General features: G+C 60.8%; 19 protein-coding genes. 18 read left to right on the top strand and 1 reads right to left on the bottom strand.

Annotation, left to right across the window (positions count from 1 at the left end; genetic code table 11):
* Positions 1-8: 8 nt before the first annotated feature.
* From rpsH to AC07E3_RS00510, 18 genes are all read left to right on the top strand, one after another.
* The gene (gene rpsH, locus AC07E3_RS00595; RefSeq protein ID WP_025030949.1) at positions 9-407 is read left to right on the top strand and encodes a 30S ribosomal protein S8; all 399 of its coding nucleotides are present in this window, start codon (positions 9-11) and stop codon (positions 405-407) included.
* Between the two features lie 38 nt (positions 408-445).
* A complete protein-coding gene (rplF, locus tag AC07E3_RS00590) occupies positions 446-979 on the top strand; it encodes a 50S ribosomal protein L6 (RefSeq protein ID WP_478360002.1) in 534 nt (177 codons plus the stop codon).
* 11 nt (positions 980-990) lie between these two features.
* Complete coding sequence (gene rplR, locus AC07E3_RS00585; RefSeq protein ID WP_007009530.1) at positions 991-1,350, top strand: 50S ribosomal protein L18; 360 nt, start codon at positions 991-993, stop codon at positions 1,348-1,350.
* A gap of 81 nt (positions 1,351-1,431) precedes the next feature.
* Positions 1,432-1,989: a 30S ribosomal protein S5 gene (gene rpsE, locus AC07E3_RS00580; RefSeq protein WP_336071553.1), complete on the top strand. Its 558-nt coding sequence runs from the start codon at positions 1,432-1,434 to the stop codon at positions 1,987-1,989.
* 66 nt (positions 1,990-2,055) lie between these two features.
* Entirely contained in the window at positions 2,056-2,256 is a 201-nt protein-coding gene (gene rpmD, locus AC07E3_RS00575; RefSeq protein WP_007009532.1) for a 50S ribosomal protein L30, read from the top strand.
* Positions 2,257-2,275: 19 nt separating this feature from the next.
* Entirely contained in the window at positions 2,276-2,752 is a 477-nt protein-coding gene (rplO, locus tag AC07E3_RS00570) for a 50S ribosomal protein L15 (RefSeq protein WP_007009533.1), read from the top strand.
* A gap of 135 nt (positions 2,753-2,887) precedes the next feature.
* The gene (gene secY, locus AC07E3_RS00565) at positions 2,888-4,228 is read left to right on the top strand and encodes a preprotein translocase subunit SecY (RefSeq protein WP_336071551.1); all 1,341 of its coding nucleotides are present in this window, start codon (positions 2,888-2,890) and stop codon (positions 4,226-4,228) included.
* The gene (locus tag AC07E3_RS00560; RefSeq protein WP_478360001.1) at positions 4,225-4,809 is read left to right on the top strand and encodes an adenylate kinase; all 585 of its coding nucleotides are present in this window, start codon (positions 4,225-4,227) and stop codon (positions 4,807-4,809) included. Before secY ends, AC07E3_RS00560 begins: the two co-directional genes overlap by 4 nt.
* Positions 4,810-5,008: 199 nt before the next feature.
* Positions 5,009-5,377 carry a 30S ribosomal protein S13 gene (gene rpsM / locus AC07E3_RS00555; protein WP_007009536.1) on the top strand — a complete coding sequence of 123 codons (369 nt, stop codon included), beginning with the start codon at positions 5,009-5,011 and terminating at the stop codon, positions 5,375-5,377.
* 149 nt (positions 5,378-5,526) lie between these two features.
* Entirely contained in the window at positions 5,527-5,916 is a 390-nt protein-coding gene (gene rpsK / locus AC07E3_RS00550; protein WP_007009537.1) for a 30S ribosomal protein S11, read from the top strand.
* A gap of 100 nt (positions 5,917-6,016) precedes the next feature.
* Positions 6,017-7,027: a DNA-directed RNA polymerase subunit alpha gene (locus tag AC07E3_RS00545; protein ID WP_065815259.1), complete on the top strand. Its 1,011-nt coding sequence runs from the start codon at positions 6,017-6,019 to the stop codon at positions 7,025-7,027.
* A 50-nt stretch (positions 7,028-7,077) separates the two neighbouring features.
* Positions 7,078-7,509 (top strand): 50S ribosomal protein L17, encoded by a 432-nt coding sequence (gene rplQ / locus AC07E3_RS00540; protein WP_007009539.1) that lies wholly within the window; start codon positions 7,078-7,080, stop codon positions 7,507-7,509.
* A 173-nt stretch (positions 7,510-7,682) separates the two neighbouring features.
* Positions 7,683-9,182 carry a DegQ family serine endoprotease gene (locus AC07E3_RS00535; RefSeq protein ID WP_478360000.1) on the top strand — a complete coding sequence of 500 codons (1,500 nt, stop codon included), beginning with the start codon at positions 7,683-7,685 and terminating at the stop codon, positions 9,180-9,182.
* 22 nt (positions 9,183-9,204) lie between these two features.
* Positions 9,205-10,518, top strand: a complete 1,314-nt coding sequence (locus AC07E3_RS00530) for a replication-associated recombination protein A (protein WP_065815261.1) — start codon at positions 9,205-9,207, stop codon at positions 10,516-10,518.
* A gap of 46 nt (positions 10,519-10,564) precedes the next feature.
* A complete protein-coding gene (gene crcB / locus AC07E3_RS00525) occupies positions 10,565-10,942 on the top strand; it encodes a fluoride efflux transporter CrcB (RefSeq protein WP_336071547.1) in 378 nt (125 codons plus the stop codon).
* 27 nt (positions 10,943-10,969) lie between these two features.
* Positions 10,970-11,956 (top strand): RluA family pseudouridine synthase, encoded by a 987-nt coding sequence (locus AC07E3_RS00520; protein WP_478359999.1) that lies wholly within the window; start codon positions 10,970-10,972, stop codon positions 11,954-11,956.
* A complete protein-coding gene (locus tag AC07E3_RS00515) occupies positions 11,953-12,879 on the top strand; it encodes a DMT family transporter (protein WP_336071544.1) in 927 nt (308 codons plus the stop codon). Before AC07E3_RS00520 ends, AC07E3_RS00515 begins: the two co-directional genes overlap by 4 nt.
* A gap of 32 nt (positions 12,880-12,911) precedes the next feature.
* Positions 12,912-13,703, top strand: coding sequence for an ATP12 family chaperone protein (locus AC07E3_RS00510; RefSeq protein WP_478359998.1), 792 nt, complete (start codon positions 12,912-12,914; stop codon positions 13,701-13,703).
* A gap of 30 nt (positions 13,704-13,733) precedes the next feature.
* On the opposite strand, the gene AC07E3_RS00505 is transcribed toward AC07E3_RS00510, so the two are convergent.
* The gene (locus AC07E3_RS00505; protein WP_478359997.1) at positions 13,734-14,093 is read right to left on the bottom strand and encodes a hypothetical protein; all 360 of its coding nucleotides are present in this window, start codon (positions 14,091-14,093) and stop codon (positions 13,734-13,736) included.
* Between the last annotated feature and the right edge of the window lie 59 nt (positions 14,094-14,152).

Raw genomic sequence — 14,152 nt, 5'->3', positions numbered from 1 at the left:
TAAGAACGATGTCCGTGAATGATCCGCTCGGCGATATGCTGACCCGTATCCGCAACGCCATCGGCCGTAACAAGCCGAAGGTCTCTACCCCGGCTTCGCGTCTGCGCGCCCGTGTGCTCGATGTTCTGAAGTCCGAAGGCTATATCCGCGATTATAGCCAGATCGACTATGACAACGGCAAGTCCGAGATCGAAATCGAGCTCAAATACGCCGAAGGTGGCTCCGTGATCCGCGAGATTGCGCGTGTTTCGAAGCCGGGCCGTCGCGTTTATGTGTCGGTGAAATCCATTCCGCAGGTCGCCAACGGTCTTGGTATCGCCATCCTTTCGACGCCGAAGGGCGTGATGGCCGATCATGAGGCGCGCGAACAGAATGTGGGTGGCGAGGTGCTCTGCCAGATCTTCTGATCCGGCAGATAACGCACACAAAGAACGAGGGCAGACAAATGTCTCGCATTGGCAAAAAGCCGGTCCCGGTTCCGCAGGGCGTCACCGCTCAGGTCGAGGGCCAGACCGTGACGGCGAAGGGTCCGAAGGGTGAGCTGAGGTTCGTCGTCAACGACGAGGTTCTGGTGAAGCTCGAGGATGACGCTATCGCTGTCGACCCGCGCGACCAGTCCAAGGACGCACGCTCCAAATGGGGCATGTCGCGCACGCAGATCGCAAACATCCTTCAGGGTGTGAAGGATGGTTTCGAGAAGCGTCTTGAGATCAATGGCGTTGGTTATCGTGCCGCGATGCAGGGTAAAAACCTGCAGCTTTCGCTTGGCTACAGCCACGAAGTGATTTACGAGGCTCCGGAAGGAATCAGCATCAGCTGCCCGAAGCCGACTGAAATCGTGATCGCCGGCATCGACAAGCAGGTGGTAGGCCAGGTTGCGGCCGAGATTCGCAAGAAGCGTGGCCCCGAGCCGTATAAGGGCAAGGGCGTCAAATATGCGGACGAGACGATCGTTCGCAAAGAAGGCAAGAAGAAGTAGGAACTCGAACCATGGTCTCGAAAGTCTCCGTCAAACGGCGTGCGGGACGTGTTCGCCGGAAGATCAAGGCGGTCTCCAATGGCCAGCCCCGTCTTTCGGTCTACCGTTCCTCCAAGAACATCTACGTCCAGGTTATCGACGACGCCAAGGGCCACACGCTCGCGGCTGCGTCGACCCTCGACAAGGATCTCAAGGGCCAGATCAAGACCGGCGCCGATTCCGCTGCTGCTGCAGCCGTTGGCAAGCTGGTTGCCGAGCGGGCCAAGAAGGCAGGCGTAGAGGAAGTGGTGTTTGACCGCGGTCCTTACCTCTTCCACGGTCGCGTCAAGGCTCTTGCCGATGCCGCCCGCGAAGGTGGCCTGAAGTTCTAAACCGTTCGGGCGCTTCTAAACGGAGCGCCCGGATTATCATTTTCAACCCCGTGCTTCCGGAAAAGAACAAGGAAAAGGGCAATGGCACAAGGACGTAGGGACGATCGTCGCGAGCGCGAAGAGCGCGATAGCGAATTCGTCGACAAGCTTGTACATATCAATCGCGTCGCCAAGGTGGTGAAGGGCGGCCGTCGTTTCGGCTTTGCTGCACTCGTCGTGGTCGGCGACCAGAAGGGCCGCGTCGGCTTCGGTCATGGCAAGGCTCGCGAAGTGCCGGAGGCCATCCGCAAGGCGACCGAGAGCGCCAAGCGCGACATGGTTTTCGTTCCGCTGCGTGGCGGTCGTACACTGCACCACGATGTTGCGGGCCGTCATGGCGCCGGTCGTGTTCTCCTGCGTGCCGCCAAACCCGGTACCGGCATCATCGCCGGTGGTCCGATGCGTGCTGTGTTCGAGACGCTCGGCGTTCAGGACGTGGTGGCCAAATCGCTCGGTTCCTCGAACCCCTACAACATGGTTCGTGCCACTTTCGATGCCCTGAAGCATCAGTTGCATCCCAAGGACGTTGCTGCCCAGCGCGGCATTAAATATTCCACGCTCCAGGCGCGCCGCGGCGCTGCTGCAGGCAGCGAGGAATAAGGATCACGGCAGGTCGGCCCGTTTACTGACGGGCTTTGATCGCCAGGTTTGCAAGGATTGATGAAAATGGCAGAGAAGAAGAAGGGCAAGACGGTCACCGTCGAACAGATCGGCAGCCCGATTCGCCGCCCGGCCAGCCAGCGTCAGACGCTGATCGGCCTTGGTTTGAACAAGATGCACCGCCGTTCCACGCTCGAGGACACACCGTCCGTGCGCGGCATGATCGCGTCGGTGCAGCATCTCGTCCGCGTCGTGGACGAGGCCTGAGGATCCCAGGAGCGATATTATGAAACTGAATGAACTCAGGGATAATGAAGGCGCCACCAAGTCGCGCAAGCGCGTCGGTCGTGGCATCGGTTCGGGTACCGGCAAGACCGGTGGCCGCGGCGTGAAGGGTCAGAAGTCACGCTCAGGCGTGTCTATCAACGGCTTCGAGGGTGGCCAGATGCCGCTCTATCGCCGTCTGCCCAAGCGCGGCTTCAAGAACATCTTCGGCAACGACTTCAATGAAGTGTCGCTGGGCCGCATCCAGGCCGCAATTGACGCCAAGAAGCTGGACGGAAAGGCGGTCATCGACGTGGCTGCGTTGGTTTCGGCCGGTGTACTGCGCCGCGCGAAGGATGGTGTTCGCGTCCTCAGCGACGGTGACCTGAAAACGAAGGTCACTCTCGAAGTTGCCGGTGCCTCCAAGGCCGCTGTCGAGAAGATCGAGAAGGCCGGCGGAACGGTTAAGCTGCTCGAAGCAGCGGCCAAGGCCGAGTAATCCGATCCACAAGCGGCGGGCGATTGTCCGCCGCTTGCATCTATGCCTGTCAGACCCTATTTCGGGTTTTCGACAACGTGCGCCCGTATCGATTCGGATATCTGCGGGAGGGCACGACGAAGCGGAGAATTCTTCATGGCATCGGCAGCGGAACAGCTTGCGTCCAATCTCAATTTCGCGGCCTTCGCGAAGGCTGAGGATCTCAAGAAACGCATCTGGTTCACGCTCGGGGCGTTGCTGGTTTATCGGCTTGGCACTTACATCCCGATGCCGGGCATCAACCCTGACGCCTTTGCGCAGGCCTTCCAGCAGCAGTCTGGTGGTGTTCTGGGCATGTTCAACATGTTTGCCGGCGGCGCGGTCGAGCGCATGGCGATCTTCGCGCTCGGCATCATGCCGTATATTTCCGCCTCCATCATCATGCAGCTCATGACGTCGGTCGTGCCGTCGCTCGAGCAGCTGAAGAAGGAAGGCGAGCAGGGCCGAAAGGTCATCAACCAGTACACCCGTTACGGCACGGTCATTCTTGCGACGGTTCAGGCCTATGGCATTGCCGTAGGCTTGGAGGGCGGCGCGAATATCGTGGCTGATCCGGGCTGGTTCTTCCGCATTTCCGCCGTCATCACGCTTGTGGGCGGCACCATGTTCCTGATGTGGCTTGGTGAGCAGATCACCGCTCGTGGCATCGGCAACGGTATCTCGCTCATCATTTTCTCCGGCATTGTCGCTGGTCTGCCTTCGGCCATCGGCGGCACGCTGGAGCTTGGCCGCACCGGCGCGCTGTCCACCGGACTGATCCTTGCGATCATCGTGCTGGTGGTTGCGGTCATTGGTGTGATCGTATTTTTCGAACGCGCCCAGCGCCGTCTTCTGATCCAGTATCCGAAGCGCCAGGTGGGCAACCGCATGTTCCAGGGCGATACCTCGCACCTGCCGCTCAAGCTCAACACCGCTGGTGTGATCCCGCCGATCTTCGCGTCTTCATTGCTCCTGCTTCCGGCGACTGTTGCGGGCTTCTCCGATACGACGCAGCTGCCCGGCTGGGCGGCGACCATGCTTGCTTCCCTTGGTCACGGCCAGCCGCTGTTCATGTTCCTCTACGCGGCGCTCATTGCATTCTTCGCGTTTTTCTACACGGCGATCGTGTTCAATCCGAAGGATACCGCCGACCAGCTGAAGAAGCATTCTGGCTTCATTCCGGGATATCGCCCGGGTGAGCGTACTGCAGAGTACATTGATTATGTGCTGACGCGCATCACGGTGATCGGTGCAATCTATCTTGTCCTGATCTGTCTGCTGCCGGAGTTCCTGATTTCGGCGACTGGCGTTCCCTTCTATCTCGGCGGCACGTCGCTGCTGATCGTGGTGAGCGTCACGCTCGACACGGTTGCGCAGATGCAGGGTCACCTCATTGCCCATCAGTATGAGGGGCTGATCAAGAAATCCAAATTGCGTGGGGGTAAGAGGGGACGATGAGGCTTATACTTCTTGGACCGCCGGGAGCGGGTAAGGGCACGCAGGCCCAGCGGCTGGTCGAGAAGCACGGCGTTCCGCAGCTATCCACGGGTGACATGTTGCGGGCCGCGGTTGCGGCTGGGACGGAAGTAGGAAAGCGCGCGAAGGCTGTCATGGACGCCGGCGAGCTGGTGTCGGACGAGATCGTCAACGCGATTGTTGCCGAACGTATCGATCAACCCGACTGTGCGAACGGTTTTATTCTCGACGGATATCCGCGCACTCTAGCGCAGGCTGATGCCGTTGAGGCGATGCTGGCCGAACGCGAGGTCAAGCTTGACGCGACCATCGAGCTTGTGGTCGATGACGCGGCTCTGGTAGGGCGCATCGAAAAGCGTGCACAGGATGCCATCGCCGCCGGTCAGACACCGCGCAAGGATGACAATGCCGCGGTCTTCGACGAGCGGCTGCGCGAATATTACAAGAAGACCGCAGCGCTGATCGGCTACTACCATGCCAAGGGATTTCTGCGGCGCGTCGACGGAATGAAGTCCATCGACGAGGTGACGGCGGATATCGAGCAGGTCCTCGCGTCACTTTGAGCCGGTGCATTCTCCGGCGGTGCTTGACTGTGTGGCGTTTATCGATTAATGCCACTCGGTCTCCTGATCGAACGAGTCGTTGGTCGGGCCGTCAGGCTCGGCCTTCTTGTTTGTAGGAACAATCATCTCCCGCAAGGGCCGGCCTCCACCGGACGCGGGCAAACGAAGCGCCGGGGAACCGGCTCACATGGAGAAGAAGATGGCCCGTATTGCAGGCGTCAATATTCCGACCAATAAGCGCGTCGTGATCGCGCTTCAGTATATCCACGGCATCGGTCCGAAGACTGCCGGGGATATCGTCAAGCAGGTCAACATCCCGCTTGAGCGCCGCGTCAGCGAGCTTACCGATGCCGAGATCCTCGCCATCCGCGAAACGATCGACCGCGATCTGCGCGTTGAGGGCGATCTGCGCCGCGAAGTTTCGATGAACATCAAGCGTCTGATGGACCTGGGCTGCTACCGCGGTCTGCGTCACCGTCGTTCGCTTCCGGTCCGCGGCCAGCGCACGCACACCAATGCGCGCACCCGCAAGGGCCCTGCCAAGGCAATCGCCGGCAAGAAGAAGTAATTGAGTGAGTAGCGAATAGCGAATAGCGAATAGCGAATAGAAGCCGATCTTGTTTCTACTCGCTACTCGCTACTCGCTAACCACTATTCGCTTCTCCAGGTGGAGCCGCTGGTGTTACGGCGGTGTAGAGATCGACTGAAAGGAAGAGTATGGCCAAGGAAGCCGCACGCGTTCGGCGTCGCGAACGTAAGAATATCTCGTCGGGTGTTGCTCACGTCAATTCGAGCTTCAACAACACGATGATCACCATCACTGACGCACAGGGCAATGCGATTGCCTGGTCGTCTGCAGGCGCACAGGGCTTCAAGGGCTCGCGTAAGTCGACGCCGTTTGCCGCCCAGGTTGCTGCCGAGGATTGCGCTCGCAAGGCTGCCGAGCACGGCATGCGCACGCTCGAGGTTGAGGTTTCCGGTCCTGGTTCGGGTCGTGAGTCCGCACTGCGTGCGCTGCAGGCTGCCGGCTTTACCATCACCTCGATCCGCGATGTGACGCCGATCCCGCACAATGGCTGCCGCCCGCGCAAGAAGCGCCGCGTCTAACCAGAGTTTTGTCGCCGCAAGAGCGCCTTGTGCGCTCCTCTGCGGTTTCCAGGACGCCCGTCACGAATGGATGGTGGCGGGGTAACGGAAGGAACCCGGAATGATCCAGAAGAACTGGCAAGAGCTTATCAAGCCGAACAAGGTCGAGTTTTCGTCCAAGGGTCGTACGGTCACCACGCTGGTGGCCGAGCCTCTTGAGCGTGGCTTCGGTCTGACGCTCGGCAATGCACTGCGTCGTGTGCTGCTGTCGTCGCTGCGCGGTGCGGCTGTGACCGCGGTGCAGATCGACGGCGTTCTGCACGAATTCTCGTCGATCCCCGGCGTGCGTGAGGATGTGACGGACATCGTCCTGAACATCAAGGAAATCGCGCTCTCCATGGAAGGCGAAGGCCCCAAGCGCATGGTTGTGCGCAAGCAGGGACCGGGCGCCGTGACTGCTGGCGACATCCAGACCGTGGGCGATGTGGAAGTCCTCAACCCCGATCACGTGCTGTGCACGCTGGACGAGGGCGCGGAAATTCGCATGGAGTTCACCGTCGACAACGGCAAGGGCTATGTCCCGGCTGACCGCAACCGTGCAGAAGATGCGCCGATCGGGCTTATTCCGGTCGACAGCCTCTACTCGCCGGTCAAGAAGGTCTCTTACAAGGTTGAGAACACCCGCGAGGGCCAGGTTCTCGACTATGACAAGCTGACCATGACCATCGAGACCAACGGTTCGGTGACGGGCGAGGACGCAGTGGCTTTTGCCGCGCGCATCCTGCAGGACCAGCTGGCGCTGTTTGTCAACTTCGAAGAGCCGCAGAAGGAGCAGCCCGCCGAACAGGTGGCTGAGCTTGCTTTCAACCCGGCGCTTCTCAAGAAGGTGGACGAGCTGGAGCTTTCGGTTCGCTCTGCAAACTGCCTGAAGAACGACAACATCGTGTATATCGGCGACCTGATCCAGAAGACGGAAGCCGAGATGCTGCGCACGCCGAATTTCGGCCGCAAGTCGCTCAACGAAATCAAGGAAGTGCTGGCCTCGATGGGGCTCCACCTCGGCATGGAAGTCGAGGATTGGCCGCCGGAAAACATCGAAGAACTCGCCAAGCGTTACGAAGACCAATACTAGGCCCGTAAAGCCCGCCAAGTTCGGGCGACGGGGATTGAAGGAGAAAGGCCATGCGTCACGGAAAATCCGGCCGCAAGCTGAACAGGACGGCAAGCCACCGCAAGGCGCTCTTTGCCAACATGGCGGCTTCGCTGATCGAACACGAACAGATCGTCACCACTCTGCCGAAGGCGAAGGAACTTCGCCCGATCGTGGAAAAGCTGGTGACGCTCGGCAAGCGCGGCGACCTGCATGCCCGTCGTCAGGCCATCTCGGCCATCCGCGACGAAAGCCTGGTCAAGCGTCTGTTCGACACGCTCGCTCCGCGCTACGCAGAGCGCAATGGCGGCTACACGCGCATTATGAAGGCCGGTTTCCGCCATGGCGACAATGCGCCAATGGCCGTCATCGAGTTCGTTGACCGCGATGTCGAGGCGAAGGGCGCTGCCGACCGTGCGCGTCTTGAAGCCGAGGGCGGCAACGAAGAGGCCGAAGCCGCATAATTTTGCGCGCCTTGAGCACACTAAAAAAAGGGGCTTCGCGGCCCCTTTTTTGTTGCGCAAACTCACGGCTTTGATGGGCTCGCGCCTTTCAATATGCACAATGCTCTGAGAAAACCGGCGTGGGTGTTCACACGATCACCTGCATTCTCCCAAAACGGATAGAGGCCAGGCATATGCGGATGCGTTCTGTTTTCTCAAGGGTTGCTCTTCTTGTGTTTGCGGCCGTGGTTGTCGCCACTGGTTCGGTTCTTGCGCAGGAAAGCGGAAGCGGAACCCTGCGGGGATATCTTTCTGATCTCCTGAAGGGAGACGGGGAGAAGCGGCTTGTCGCGCCGCAGCGCGATACGCCAGAACGTCGTGTTCCGTTCGGGCGGGACGAGATCCAGCTTTCCTTCGCGCCGCTCGTCAAGGAAACATCGCCGGCCGTGGTGAACGTCTACGCCTCGTCGACTGTTCAGGTGCGCTCGCCCTTCATGGGCGACCCCTTCTTCGAGCAGTTTTTCGGGCGTCCGCAAATGCCGCCCCGTGTCCGCTCTTCGCTGGGTTCCGGCGTGCTTGTCGACCCTAGCGGCGTGATCGTAACGAACAACCACGTCATCAGCGACGCCGATGAGGTGAAGGTTGCACTGGCGGATGGGCGCGAGTTCGAGAGCGAGATACTGCTGAAGGACAAGGCGCTTGATCTCGCAGTGCTGAAGATCTCGGGCGATGCGGCGTTTTCCGCCGTGCGTCTGGGCGATTCCGATTCTCTCGAAGTGGGCGATCTGGTGCTTGCAATCGGCAATCCGTTCGGCGTGGGCCAGACCACAACGAGCGGGATTGTTTCCGCGCTCGCGCGCAGCCATGTCGGCGTGTCGGATTTCGGTTTCTTCATCCAGACGGATGCGGCGATCAATCCAGGCAATTCCGGCGGTGCGCTGATCGACATGCGTGGACAGGTGATCGGGATCAACACGGCCATTGTCAGCCGCAGCGGTGGCTCCATCGGCATTGGATTTGCCATTCCCGCCAACATGGTGCGGGCGGTGGTCAATGCTGCGCTTTCCGGCGCCAATACGTTCGAAAGGCCGTTTTTCGGCGCTTCGTTTGATCCTGTAACACCTCAGATCGCAGAAGCCCTTGGCATGGAGCGTCCCGTTGGCGCACTCGTACGCGAGATTGCGCCTGATAGTCCTGCCGAGCGTGCCGGCCTGCGCCCGGGCGATGCGGTGGTGGCCATGGATGGCGCGGACATTCAGCATCCCGATGCGCTCGAATATCGCCTTGTTACGCACCCGCTCGAAGAGAAGGGTGTGATCAGGGTGCTGCGCGACGGAACGACGCTCGAGCTGAGCTTCGAACTCGAAAGGCTCTCCGATGGTGAGGATACGAAGCCTGTCACGCTGGACGGGCGCGGCCCATTTGCCGGTGCTGTGGTCGCCACGCTCGCTCCGCGCCTGGCCCAGCGCCTGAAACTGCCTTTGAACAGGAAAGGCGTCGTTGTGCTGGAGGTCGACCGGCGCTCGCCCGCAGCCAGTGTGGGTCTGCGGCCGGGTGACATCATCCGTGAGGTTAATGGCATAGAGATCGAGGACACCGAAACCATGCAGGTCGTGGCCCGGGACACCGGGCGCCGCTGGGACTTTGCCGTTGAGCGGGATGGCCGCACGTTGCGTCAACGCCTGCGCTTTTGAATTTGGGTTCGATGAATGACCGATGAGTGATCTGTTCGCCACTGCCGAAGATAGCGGCTCGAATGTGAGCCGCCCGCTTGCCGACCGGCTGCGCCCGAAAAAGCTCGACGAAGTGGTAGGGCAGGAGCACCTGACCGGCGATGACGGTGTGCTTACCCGCATGATCGCGAGCCGCTCGCTCGGCTCGCTGATCTTCTGGGGGCCGCCCGGCACCGGCAAGACCACGGTTGCCCGTCTCCTTGCCGGTGAGACAGAGCTGGCCTTTGAGCAGATATCGGCGATCTTCTCAGGCGTTGCCGATCTCAAAAAGGTGTTCGAGGCTGCGCGGCTCCGGCGCAGCCAGGGCAGACAGACGCTTCTTTTCGTGGACGAAATCCATCGTTTCAACCGCTCACAGCAGGATTCCTTCCTGCCGGTGATGGAAGATGGCACCGTGGTCCTCGTCGGGGCGACGACTGAAAACCCGTCCTTTGAGCTCAACGCTGCTCTTCTGTCGCGTGCGCGTGTGCTCAACTTCAACACGCTTGGACCAGAAAGCCTCATGCGGCTTCTTGAGCGTGCGGAGGCACTGGAAGAAAAACCCCTGCCGCTGGACGAGGAAGCGCGGGCCGTGCTTGTGCGCATGGCCGATGGCGACGGGCGCGCCTCTCTGACCCTCGCCGAAGAGGTCTGGCGCGCCGCCCGCGAAGGCGAGGTATTCGATGCCGAGGGGCTGCAGCGTGTCGCTCAACGCCGCGCGCCCGTCTATGACAAGGGCCAGGACGGGCATTACAATCTCATCTCGGCGCTGCACAAGTCCGTACGCGGTTCCGATCCCGATGCCGCGCTCTATTATCTGTGCCGCATGTTCGATGCGGGCGAACACCCGCTCTACATCGGTCGCCGGCTTGTGCGCATGGCTGTGGAAGACATCGGCCTTGCCGACCCGCAGGCCCTTGGCATTGCCAATGCAGCCAAGGATGCCTACGAATATCTCGGTTCACCGGAAGGGGAACTGGCCCTTGCGCAGGCCTGCGTCTATCTGGCGACCGCGCCCAAGTCGAACGGCGTTTACACGGCCTTCAAGCAGGCCTTTGCCGATGCAAAGGCAAATGGATCCCTGCTGCCGCCCAAGCACATCCTCAACGCACCGACCAAGCTCATGAAGGAGACCGGCTACGGTGCCGGTTATGCCTATGATCACGACCAGCCGGATGCGTTCTCCGGGCAAAACTACTTTCCCGAAGAGATGGGGCGCCGGCGCTACTACGATCCGCCCGAACGGGGTTTTGAACGCGAGATTCGCAAGCGGCTCGACTATTGGGCGCGGCTGCGCAAGGAGCGGGGAGAGCCGTGATGTCGAGGGTTGTTGATTTTTGCGCAGCTTCTGCGAAAAGGGCGCCATGAACCATCTGCTGATCGTTGCCGCCGGAGGGGCAGTCGGCGCGAGCCTGAGACACCTGACCGGCCTTGCTGCCATGCGCCTTCTGGGGATCGGCTTTCCGTGGGGAACGCTGACGGTCAATCTCGTCGGGTCTTTCATCATGGGCGTGTTTGTCGAGTGGCTGGCCCGGCGCGCGGGCGCGTCGCCGGAATTGAGGCTTTTCGTGGCAACGGGATTGCTCGGCGGGTTCACGACCTTCTCCGCCTTTTCGCTCGATGTTGCCGTTTTGTGGGAACGGGGCGAGGGGCTGTTGGCCGCGTCCTATGTGCTTGTCAGCGTTTGCGGTGCGATTGCAGCGCTGTTCGCCGGCCTTTATCTGGTTCGGCATTTCGCCTGAGGCGATGTTTTTTAATGGATGGGTGAAATGGCCGGCGTACAGCAGATCGAGGTGGACAAGGACGAGAACGGAATGCGGCTGGACCGATGGTTCAAGGCCCATTTTCCCGGTCTCGGCTTCGGGCATTTGCAGAAACTCCTGCGCTCCGGACAGATCCGTGTGAGCGGAAGCCGTGCCAAGGCCGATACCCGGCTTGAGCCGGGGCAGATGGTGCGCGTGCCGCCGCTCGATGTGGATCGCAAGGGGGACGGGCAGGCGACAGCGCACAGTCTGCGCAACACCGGCGACGCTGAAGCGCTGATGCAGATGCTGCTCTACGAAGACCCGAAGGTTTTCGTGTTCAACAAGCCGGCCGGTCTCGCCGTACAGGGCGGCTCCGGTGTGAACCGGCACGTCGACGGTATGCTGGAAGCCCTGCGCAACAAGAAGGGTGAAAAGCCGCGCCTGGTGCATCGCCTCGACCGCGACACGTCGGGTGTGCTCGTGGTGGCACGCACCCGTCAGGCGGCCATGCGGCTTGCCGAAGCGTTTCGCGCGCGCGAGACGAAAAAGACCTACTGGGCACTGGTGAAGGGTGTTCCAAACAGGGACGAGGCGCGCATATCCACCTGGCTTGCCAAGGAGCAGACGCCAGACGGTGACCGGATGCGCGTGGTCAAGCATGGCGAGCCCGATTCTGATCATGCGGTTTCAAATTACCGGGTGGTGGAGCGGGCCGGTTCCGCTCTCTCCTGGCTCGAGATGGAACCCTACACAGGGCGCACCCACCAGCTTCGCGTTCATGCTGCCTATATCGGATGCCCGATCATCGGTGACCCGAAATATTTCGAGGCGGACCAGAACTGGGAATTTCCCGGGGGCATCCAGAAGCGACTTCATCTGCATGCACGCCGCATCGTTATCCCGCATCCGGGTGGGGGCAAGATCGACGTGACCGCGCCGCTGCCGCCGCATATGCGCCAGAGCTGGAATCTTCTTGGCTTTGACGAAGCCTCCGCCGAGGATGGTGCATGACCACGCTTTCCGCCGCCGACGCCTCAACCAGGCGTGATGCGATCGACGCCTTCGCTACCATTGTCATGCTTGGGCTGACCCTGACGTGGGGCGTCAACCAGGTGGCGATCAAGCTGGCCAATATCGGCTTCAACCCGATGCTGTCCATGTTTCTCCGCTCGGCGGTGGCCGCTCTGCTCGTCTTCCTTTGGTGCCGATACAGGGGCATTCGCCTGTTCGAGCGCGATGGCACGCTCTGGCCCGGGATTCTGGCCGGTCTCCTGTTCGGTCTGGAGTTCATTCTGGTCTTCTTCGGCCTCGATTACACATCGGCGGCACGCGGTGCCCTGATGCTCAACACAATGCCATTCTGGGTGCTCGTCGGCGGCCACTTCTTCCTTGGGGAGAAGATGTCAGCGCTCAGGTTCGGCGGGCTTCTTCTTGCCTTTGCCGGAGTGGTTCTTGTCTTCTCTGATAATCTCAGCCTGCCAGGACCAGATGCACTTTTCGGCGATGTCTTATGTCTTGTCGCAGGCATTGCCTGGGCGGCAACCATCGTCGTCATCAAGCAGTCCAGCCTGTCGAACGCCGGTGCGGAAAAGACGCTGCTTTATCAGCTCTCCGTTTCTGCGCTGCTGGCGATCCCCTTCATTCCCTTTGGAGGGCCGCTCTTGCGCGAAGTCAGTACTCTGGCGACGGGAGCGCTGGTGTTCCAGGCGGTGTTTGTCGTCTCGTTCACGTATCTTGTCTGGTTCTGGCTGATGCGGCGATACCCGGCGTCGGGGCTGTCGAGTTTCACCTTTCTCACACCCGTTTTCGGCGTTCTGTCGGGTGGTCTTCTCCTGGGTGAACCACTGACGCTCAAAATCCTTCTGGCGCTTTGCCTGATCGTACTGGGGCTGACCGTGGTCAATCGGCCACGTCGCCGGGTGATTCCGGGTTAACCAAATTGCAAACACACACTATATGAAGACCCATGCGTGACCTTCTGAACGATCTCGAAAGCGGAAAGACCCCGGCGGAGCTCGATCCCGTCCGGCGGGCGCAGAGCGCCATCCGGAAGCCGCTGCCAAAGCGTTTTTACAAAGACGTTTCAGTGGCGCCCGAGGAGGATGGTGGTTTTGCCGTCCACCTTGACGGAAAGGCCGTGCGGACGCCAGGTGCAAGTGCTGTGCGCTTGCCAAATGAAGCGACAGCGCTTCTGGTGGCCGGCGAGTATCAGGCACAGGATGAACATATCGATCCTGCATCCATGCCCGTGACGCGGCTCGTCAACACGGCGATAGACGGGGTTGCCGTTCACGCGCAGGCTGTCCTGGAAGATGTCCTGCGTTACGCCACGGGCGATCTCGTCTGCTACCGTGCGCCATCGCCGGCGCGTCTGGTGGCACTGCAGGCAGAGGCTTGGGATCCGGTTCTGGACTGGGCGCAGCAGCATATGGGCGCGCATTTCGTGCTCGCCGAAGGGGTCATCCATGTGGAGCAGCCCCGCGAGGCGATCGCCGCGGTCAGCGCATATCTGCGCCAGAAGAACGAGCCATACCGTCTGGCCTGCCTGCATGTGATGACGACGCTGATGGGGTCTGCGCTGCTTGCACTGGCCGTAGAGGCAAAAGCGCTGGAGCCCCAGGCCGCGTGGAAAGCCGCTCATGTGGATGAGGACTGGAACATTTCCCTTTGGGGTGAAGACAGTGAAGCCGCGCAGCGGCGCTCCGCCCGCGAGCGCGACATGATGTCAGCGGCAACGCTGCTTTCTGCACTCGATTGAGCTGGGGCAGGGCCGTTACCGGCCCCTGTCTCAGTTGCCGCCGAACATCTGATAGAGAACGCCTGCGATCTCGCTTTCGAGCGGGAACGAAAGCATGCCCATGACCGAGTAGCCGAGCAGCCAGGGCATCAGATAGAACCGGATCATAAAGAAGAACCACGCCACATAGACCGGCACCAGCGGCTCCAGCAGGAAGCCCGGCGTCACGGGACGGAAGAGTTTCAGGATCGGGTTCGTCACGCGCACGAAGAAACGCATGAAGAAGAAGCTTGAATCTTCCGGCAGGAAAATGTTCATGGCCGCGCGCCCGATCAGCGTCCACATGACGACGCCAAGGATGTAGTCGAGCGCCAGCACCCAGAATGGAAATGCAGCCATTGTTTCGGGCATGGAATGCCTCCCCGGACATGATTAGGGGGCGGGTTTTTCCCGCCCCCGTTTTCGGAGCC

Source organism: Nitratireductor lacus (genome assembly GCF_056431025.1).
Note: the sequence above shows the minus strand (reverse complement) of the source record. Positions and strands in the feature narration are given on the sequence as shown.